This is a genomic window from Acinetobacter sp. IK23 (genome assembly GCF_035615275.1).
Lineage (GTDB): Bacteria > Pseudomonadota > Gammaproteobacteria > Pseudomonadales > Moraxellaceae > Acinetobacter > Acinetobacter seifertii.
This window is the reverse complement of sequence record NZ_JANBNX010000038.1, coordinates 19,842-27,217: the sequence shown is the minus strand read 5'-3', so window position 1 is coordinate 27,217 and position 7,376 is coordinate 19,842. Positions and strand designations below refer to the sequence as shown.

The 7,376-nt window shown below is 38.3% G+C and carries 7 protein-coding genes; 4 read left to right on the top strand and 3 right to left on the bottom strand.

Annotation, left to right across the window (positions count from 1 at the left end):
- Positions 1 to 333: 333 nt before the first annotated feature.
- Positions 334 to 984 (bottom strand): orotate phosphoribosyltransferase, encoded by a 651-nt coding sequence (gene pyrE, locus MSG95_RS17690; RefSeq protein ID WP_005130591.1) that lies wholly within the window; start codon positions 982 to 984, stop codon positions 334 to 336.
- Between the two features lie 38 nt (positions 985 to 1,022).
- Here pyrE and MSG95_RS17685 point away from each other — a divergent pair, with 38 nt between their 5' ends.
- Positions 1,023 to 1,847 (top strand): exodeoxyribonuclease III, encoded by an 825-nt coding sequence (locus tag MSG95_RS17685; RefSeq protein WP_077165302.1) that lies wholly within the window; start codon positions 1,023 to 1,025, stop codon positions 1,845 to 1,847.
- Between the two features lie 456 nt (positions 1,848 to 2,303).
- The gene (locus MSG95_RS17680; RefSeq protein ID WP_039251932.1) at positions 2,304 to 2,654 is read left to right on the top strand and encodes an arsenate reductase; all 351 of its coding nucleotides are present in this window, start codon (positions 2,304 to 2,306) and stop codon (positions 2,652 to 2,654) included.
- A 38-nt stretch (positions 2,655 to 2,692) separates the two neighbouring features.
- On the opposite strand, the gene MSG95_RS17675 is transcribed toward MSG95_RS17680, so the two are convergent.
- A complete protein-coding gene (locus MSG95_RS17675) occupies positions 2,693 to 3,130 on the bottom strand; it encodes a DUF2147 domain-containing protein (RefSeq protein WP_004704906.1) in 438 nt (145 codons plus the stop codon).
- A gap of 149 nt (positions 3,131 to 3,279) precedes the next feature.
- Here MSG95_RS17675 and MSG95_RS17670 point away from each other — a divergent pair, with 149 nt between their 5' ends.
- Both MSG95_RS17670 and MSG95_RS17665 read left to right on the top strand, forming a co-directional pair.
- Positions 3,280 to 4,191 (top strand): alpha/beta hydrolase, encoded by a 912-nt coding sequence (locus MSG95_RS17670; protein WP_068935299.1) that lies wholly within the window; start codon positions 3,280 to 3,282, stop codon positions 4,189 to 4,191.
- Positions 4,192 to 4,367: 176 nt separating this feature from the next.
- Positions 4,368 to 5,561, top strand: coding sequence for a GGDEF domain-containing protein (locus MSG95_RS17665; protein WP_139344760.1), 1,194 nt, complete (start codon positions 4,368 to 4,370; stop codon positions 5,559 to 5,561).
- Here MSG95_RS17665 and dsbD read toward each other — a convergent pair whose 3' ends face one another.
- Positions 5,562 to 7,373, bottom strand: coding sequence for a protein-disulfide reductase DsbD (gene dsbD, locus MSG95_RS17660; RefSeq protein WP_077165303.1), 1,812 nt, complete (start codon positions 7,371 to 7,373; stop codon positions 5,562 to 5,564).
- Positions 7,374 to 7,376 lie beyond the last annotated feature (3 nt).

Sequence of the window (7,376 nt, the reverse complement as noted above, 5' to 3'; positions counted from 1 at the left end):
ACCTTTAGCCAATTCGGCAGCCATACTTTTGATTGTTGCTTCATCCATGTGAAGTACCTTTTGTAATTATCCTCTGAAGGATAAATGAAAATTAAGTACTTACACAAAATTTAGAACAGTCCCGAAACTAATAAACTACTCACATTAACTCCATTATATATAATAGTTTATGAATTATGCGGAGTGTGTAAGTCTAAGTCTAGAAACTTTATTTAACATAAAATCTCATATGCGAAATTCTTGAAGTTTCCTTTTAGCATCAATATTTAGACAAAGCCGTTTCAGGATTCAACGCACTGAAACGGCTTTCATTAAATCAATTTAATTAAAGTATTAAATCCCATATTTCTCGCGATAAGCTTGCATATTTGCTAGCGCTTCTTTTTCGCCTTTCGCCTCTAAATAATCCATTAAATCTTTCATGGTAATGAGTGCGTGCACAGGAATTTCTAATTCTTTTTGCACTTCTTGAATTGCAGAGAGCTCACCTTGACCACGTTCTTGACGATCTAATGCTACCAACACACCTGCGATAGTTGCGCCAGCGTTTTTCAAAATCGTTACGACTTCACGAATCGCTGTACCTGCGGTAATTACGTCATCAATAATCCAGACTTTTTTACCTTCAACCGCAGCACCAACTAAAACACCGCCTTCACCATGATCTTTCGCTTCTTTACGGTTAAAGCCCCATGGCACACTCTTATTATGTGTTTGCGACAAAGCAACAGCAGTCGCCGCTACAAATGGGATACCCTTGTACGCTGGTCCAAAAATCACATCAACATTTTCACATTGTGTTAATTTATCGGCATAGCCTTGTGCTAAAAGAGATAAAGCTTCACCATCGTTGAGTAGGCCTGCATTAAAAAAATAAGGACTCACACGTCCAGATTTTAAAGTAAACTCACCAAATTTAAGCACACCGCGTGATAATGCGAGTTCGATAAATGCTTGCGGGTTAAATGACACAGGCGTTGTCATGAGGTGCTCCAAATTCACAATTGAGGTTAAATTTTCGCATGATACCAAAGGATCAGTATCCAAGTGATGTAAAAATTCTTCGAGTCGTTTCCATTAACGTAAATGGCTTACGTTCTTCAGTAACGAAAGGCTTACTTGAATGGTTAGAACAATCCGATGCCGATGTCGTATGTATGCAGGAAAGCCGCATTACCCATGAACAATGGACTGAAAAATTTAGACCCGAAGGATGGCATACCCATCTGTTTCCAGCAGAGCGTGCAGGCTATGCAGGTACTGCAATTTATAGCCGCTTACCCTTTGTCTCTATTAAAGATGGTTTAGGGTTTGAATTGGCCGATAGTCAAGGCCGCTTCATTTCTGCCGAATTCGATTTAGGTTTGTCACATCCCGTACATATTGCATCATTATACTTACCTTCGGGCTCAAGTGGTGAAGAAGCGCAGGCACGTAAAGATTTATTTTTAGGTGAATACGCAAAAATCTTAAAACAATGGCGTGATGAAAATAAATCCATCATTATTTGTGGCGATTACAATATTGTTCATAAACGAATTGATATAAAAAACTGGTCTGGCAACCAAAAGTCGTCTGGCTGTTTACCACATGAGCGTGCATGGCTTGACCATATTTATGATGAACTTGGCTATGTAGACACTTTCCGTGTGGTAAGAACAGAAGCCGAGTTGTATTCATGGTGGTCAAATCGCGGTCAAGCGCGTGCGAAAAATGTAGGTTGGCGTATTGACTATCAAGCTTGTTCACCAGACTGGAGAACACGTACAACAAACGCATGGGTCTATAAAGATCAATGGTTTAGTGACCATGCTCCAGTTATTGTTGACTATAAAATTCAAGAATAAGTGAACACATGTTCACTTACATTGTCGTTTTTGCTTACAGCACATGTCGTTTTTGAGTATTTTTCTTACACACGTTTAACGGCATTATAGCCCCACGGCACAGGGAAGCAGTCAGGATGACGCAAAAGGATAGGACGCCGTAGGAAGATAAAATAAACTTATGATAAGTTTATTTGCAAGGATGTGACATTGGACGTTGAAATGAGACCCGCATGATCAGGATGATTAAATGCGGGTTTTCTCTTTTCTATCTCTTATTTTTTGCGCTAAGTTCTTTTAGTTTTCTAGATTCTTCTTGTTGGGCTCATTATTGCCTCGTCTTATGACAGTAACATGACATTGTTTATTGTTTTAATCATTATTTTTCATTTGTTTTAAAACTATCTGTATAAAGTAGTCCTCAAAAGCATTTTGGGTTAGGCTGTGTGTTCTTTCTTTTTGACATGGTCCGATAAAATGTTAAAAATTTATGGTATTAAAAACTGTAATTCAATGAAAAAAGCATTTGATGCCTTACAAGCAAAAGGTTTGAGCTACGAATTTCACGATTATAAAAAACAAGGAATCGATGCCGACACCCTCAAAATCTGGTTAAAAGAAATAGGACAAGATACTGTTCTCAATAAAAAAGGAACCACGTGGAGAAAACTATCTGAAGATGAACAGACGCGTGCATTAAGCAGTGAAGATCATCTTATTGAAGCTTTAATTGCTCAACCAAGCTTAATTAAACGACCAGTTCTACAGACGTCTAAAGGTTTTCTGGTAGGTTTTGATGAAACTGCCTATCAAAATCTAAGTGCATAAAAAAACGAGCCATTTGGCTCGTTTTTTTATTTACAGATTTAGTTCGCTCGAATCCATGTTTGGTTACGGCCTAATGCTGACACACCAATATAACCGCGCAATTTAAGCTTTTTACCGCCCTCGGCCAACTCACCTTTTAATTTATAAGTTTTGCCAGATTTAGGGTCTAAAATTGTACCGTTTTCATAACTGGTGCCACCTACATTTTTTAGATTATGTACAATGGTCACACCTTTAAGCGGTTTGTTTTTATACGGCCCTTCACATTTTGTACAGGAGTTTTCTTCACCTGGTGTCAAAATGTTTTGAATGGTTGCAGTTAAGGTTCCATCCTTCTGTTCCGTAAACTTTACTACGGCTTTGGGCTTATTGGTTTGGTCATCAATCGTTTTCCATACCGTTCCATTGAGTGGATCAGCCGCATTTGCAAATGCAGCCATACCAACAAGTCCTAAAGCTAAAGCAATCTTTTTCATTTTTGTAATATCCTTGGGTCTTTCAAGACTTCAGTATTCAAAACTCGCAACGATATTGCAATTTTTGAATGTGACTGTTTCGTGTAACCTTGTAACCTTGAAAAATAAAATTTATAGGGAAACAAGTTATTAACATAAGCGGATACTATATGAATATACCAAACGTTTTAAAATATTATTTAACTGAAACATTTCTAAAAACAGCGATTCGCAAACCAAGTCAGTTGAATTTACCTCCAACTGCCCTGCGCCCGATGCTTGAACAACTTTGCCGAGCATTTCCAAAACAAAAAAACGTAACTGTTCGTCCGATTCGACTTGCTGGTGTAAAGGGTGAAGAGATTAAAGCTCAGGATTCAGCGACGCAGCTTATTTTTCATATTCACGGCGGAGCTTTTTTTCTAGGGAGTGTGAAAACCCATCATGCATTCATGACGGATTTAGCGGCCCGTACTCAAATGCAAATTATTCACGTGGACTATCCTCTTGCTCCTGAGCACCCATACCCTGAAGCGATTGAGGCATTATATGATGTATATCAAGCGTTATTAGTTCAAGGTATTCAGCCCAAAGATATTATTTTATCGGGTGACTCATGTGGGGCCAATTTAGCTTTAGCACTTTGCTTGCGCTTAAAAGAACAACCTGAACTGATGCCAAGTGGTTTAATTTTATTGTCTCCTTTTTTAGATTTAACCCTAACCAGTGAATCTTTAAGATTTAACCAAAAACATGATGCCCTACTTTCTTTTGAAGCCCTGCAAATCGGTATTCAACATTATATTGGCAATCATATTGGAGCAGATGACCCACGTGTTTCACCTATTTTTGATAACTTAGCAGGTTTACCGCCAACATTAGTACAGGTGGGTTCTAAAGAAATTTTATTAGACGACGCGAAGCGCTTTAGAGAAAAAGCTGAAGAAGCAGGTGTCAAAGTACATTTTAAACTTTACACAGGCATGTGGCATAACTTCCAGATGTTTAATGCTTGGTTTGAAGAAGCAAAACAAGCGATGGCAGATATTGCCGAGTTTGCACATGAACTCGACAAAACTTAATTGAAATAAATGAAGTGACAAGTTTTAAATACTTTTCACTTCATTTTTTATAAAAACCCTAATCTTAAGGTTTAATAATTGAATCATGATATGTTTAGGTTATGAATCATTCCAACTCTCCCATTTTAGGATGATCTGAAGAGGAAACATCTCTATTTAGGAGTTCATATATTATTATGAAAATTCGTTTCATCACTTATTCTATAAATAAAATAAAACAGGTGGTTCTCGAATTCATCCATAACAACCATATTATTAATTGGACGCCTTTAGAAAAAAGTGCACTGATGCTTACACTTGCATGTGCAATGAATTTCAGTTGGATTTTATGGAAAGCTTATATTTTAATAACGCCTAGCATTTGGCAATGGGCAAATTTACCGCTCGTAGAGTCACAACTCTGGCTGAATTTATTGACCTTATTTTTATTGGCACTACTGATTATTCCTTGTTATCGCTACAAAGACCAAGAGCGGGCTCAAAAAATTGTTCCTTTGGTTAGCGTACAAGTCTTCATGCTTATGCTGTGTCATGATGGATATTTAATTGGTAGTATCAGCCCCGCCACAATGGTTGGATATGTAGGCACTATTGGTGTAGGTCTGGTTTTATTTGAAAGAAAAATTGTTTATAGCGCCTTTATACCAGCAACAATTATTTTAGCAATATGTACTTATTTAAGTATGAATGGCGTTATTCCCTACGCTCCTTTATTTAACTTCACCATAATTCGACACGCCCAAACCAATCCATTTTGGTTAGGGAGCATGCTATTTTTTATTATGCCGATTTTAGTCGCCTGCCTTATTTTATTTGAAATATTACTGACCCAGTGGCGACAACGAGAAACTTATATTCAGCGCTTAAGCCAAATTGATCCATTAACTAATGTATTAAATAGACGCAGTTTAAATACCCATCTTGAAGCACTTCACGAGCAACAATTCGATTATGCTTTAGTCCTTCTCGACATAGACCATTTTAAAAAAATTAATGATGTCTATGGGCATCATCAGGGTGATCAGGTCTTAATTAAAATTGCTCAATGCTTGTCTGAGAACTTGCGTAATGAAGACATTATTGGTCGATTTGGTGGAGAAGAATTTATTTTATTACTCCCCCATACCGATATTACTCAAGCGGAAAAAATTGCAGAGCGTTGCCGACTTGCCTTACAAGAGCTTTCTATTTTCAACAATCAAAATATTCAGATTCATGTAAGTGCAAGTTTTGGAATTAGTAGTTCCGCTTTTGCAAACGATCCCTACCTCGTCATTCGACAGGCCGATGAAGCACTTTATGCGGTAAAGGCTTCAGGGCGCAATCAAGTGCGCACTTTTCACCAATTACCACATATAGAGTCAATTTAACTATTTAGCCTTCGATAAACTTGCGAGCTGTTGCAACAGCTCTTGCTGACTAAATGCACCAGTTAAACGTAAAGAACGTATTTCTTGTTGATGCTCATTTAAAAACAGATAAGTTGGTGGCCCTAAAATACTCCACTGCTTGAGTAGAGCCTCATGTGAATGGTCATAATGACTCAAATCAAGCTTAATGAGATAGTAAGGCGCAAGAGCTGACTGAATTTCTGGTGCTTTTAAAATACGATGCTCAATAGGCTGACAAGCCACACACCAGTCTGCATAGACATCAACGACAATAGCCCGATCAGCAGGCGCTGCTGCTAAAATTTTCTGAAAGTCTGCTGCTGTTGTCGCAATGTGCCATTCAGCCATATGGTCGGAACTTTGCAAACTGCGATTTTGTATGTGTTGATACTGATTATAGGCAACAAACGGAGTAACCAATAAAAGCAGAAGCGCATAGAGCCACTGTAACTGCCCTTTTTTCCAAAAGAACTGATAAAGTGCGTAGGCAATAAAAGCGAGGCCTAGCAATAAACTAAGCACTTGCATGCCCCAATCTGGCAATAAAGAACGAATAAAATAAAGACTTAGACCCAACATCAGAAAAGCAAAAATTACTTTAATCTGATGCATCCAGTCGCCAGCTTTAGGTAAAAATCTTGCGCCTAAAACACTAGCGATGAGTAAAGGAATCCCCATTCCAAAACCTAAACAAAATAAAAGCAAAGCACCTTGCCATTGATTTTGGGTTTGAGAAATAAATAGTAAAGTTCCAGCCAAAGGTGCGGTCATACATGGACCAACTAATAGCGCAGAAACTACGCCCATGACTCCTGCACCAACTAAAGTACCACCTTGTTGCATAGACTGAATGCGATCAAGTCGATTTAACCATGTTTGCGGTAAACGAATCTCAAACAACCCAAACAGATTTAGGGCAAAAACCACAAATAACAAACTAAACGCGATAAGCGTGGCGGGCTGTTGCAACCAACGTTGGAAATTTAGGCCTGCTGAAGAAGCAATTAAACCTAGACCTGCATAAACCAATGCCATACTACATACAAAAGTAAGTGCAATAGTCCAAGCCTTTAAACCTTTATGCTCTCGAATAATTAATGAAGTTAAAATCGGCAACATGGGTAAAGAGCATGGTGTAAATGCGAGCAACATGCCTAAGCCTAAAAATAATAAAACACCATACCAAAGCGAGTGTTCAATTAATTTCGCCGACCAAATCTGGTCTTCTGCAATTTGTGGAGTAGTCGCATCTGCTTTAGTTTCTGAACTTGTCTGATTAGTTAGAGTTTCTTGAGACGATGCTTGTGTATTTGCCAAATCTAATAAGCGTTTCGGTGCTGCCCCTGCTTGGTTTTGCACACTAACCAATCCATCTGCATCGGTTTGAAACTCGATGGTTTGGGGTGGATAACAAATACGGTCTTTGGCACAGCCCTGCCAAGTTACAGTGTAGTGCTCTGAAGGCTTGGTTTTAATCTGGAAATTGATTTGATGATAATAAACCTGACTTTGCCCATAGTTCTCATCATATTGAGAAACTGCCTTAGGCAAATTCAAAGTTAAAGGTTGAGTACCCTGTTGTACGATAAATTTATGCTGATACAAATAATAGTTCGGCTGAATCTGCCACGATAATTTCGCAGTATGCGATTGTGGCGACTCAACCGAAAATGAAAAAGCCTGTTCTGGTGAAAGTAGCTTATCTTCTGCAAAAACAAACTGACTGAATACCAACGTAGCCGCAGCTAGAAAATAAATAATTCCCTGAGAAAAAAGCTTTTTCATTAACATCTA

What these genes read in the sequence shown, in the direction of transcription:
- pyrE (WP_005130591.1), bottom strand. Translation starts at nt 984, where the DNA reads ATGACAACGCCTGTGTCATTTAACCCGCAAGCATTTATCGAACTCGCA.
- MSG95_RS17685 (WP_077165302.1), top strand. Translation starts at nt 1,023, where the DNA reads ATGATACCAAAGGATCAGTATCCAAGTGATGTAAAAATTCTTCGAGTC.
- MSG95_RS17680 (WP_039251932.1), top strand. Translation starts at nt 2,304, where the DNA reads ATGTTAAAAATTTATGGTATTAAAAACTGTAATTCAATGAAAAAAGCA.
- MSG95_RS17675 (WP_004704906.1), bottom strand. Translation starts at nt 3,130, where the DNA reads ATGAAAAAGATTGCTTTAGCTTTAGGACTTGTTGGTATGGCTGCATTT.
- MSG95_RS17670 (WP_068935299.1), top strand. Translation starts at nt 3,280, where the DNA reads ATGAATATACCAAACGTTTTAAAATATTATTTAACTGAAACATTTCTA.
- MSG95_RS17665 (WP_139344760.1), top strand. Translation starts at nt 4,368, where the DNA reads ATGAAAATTCGTTTCATCACTTATTCTATAAATAAAATAAAACAGGTG.
- dsbD (WP_077165303.1), bottom strand. Translation starts at nt 7,373, where the DNA reads ATGTTAATGAAAAAGCTTTTTTCTCAGGGAATTATTTATTTTCTAGCT.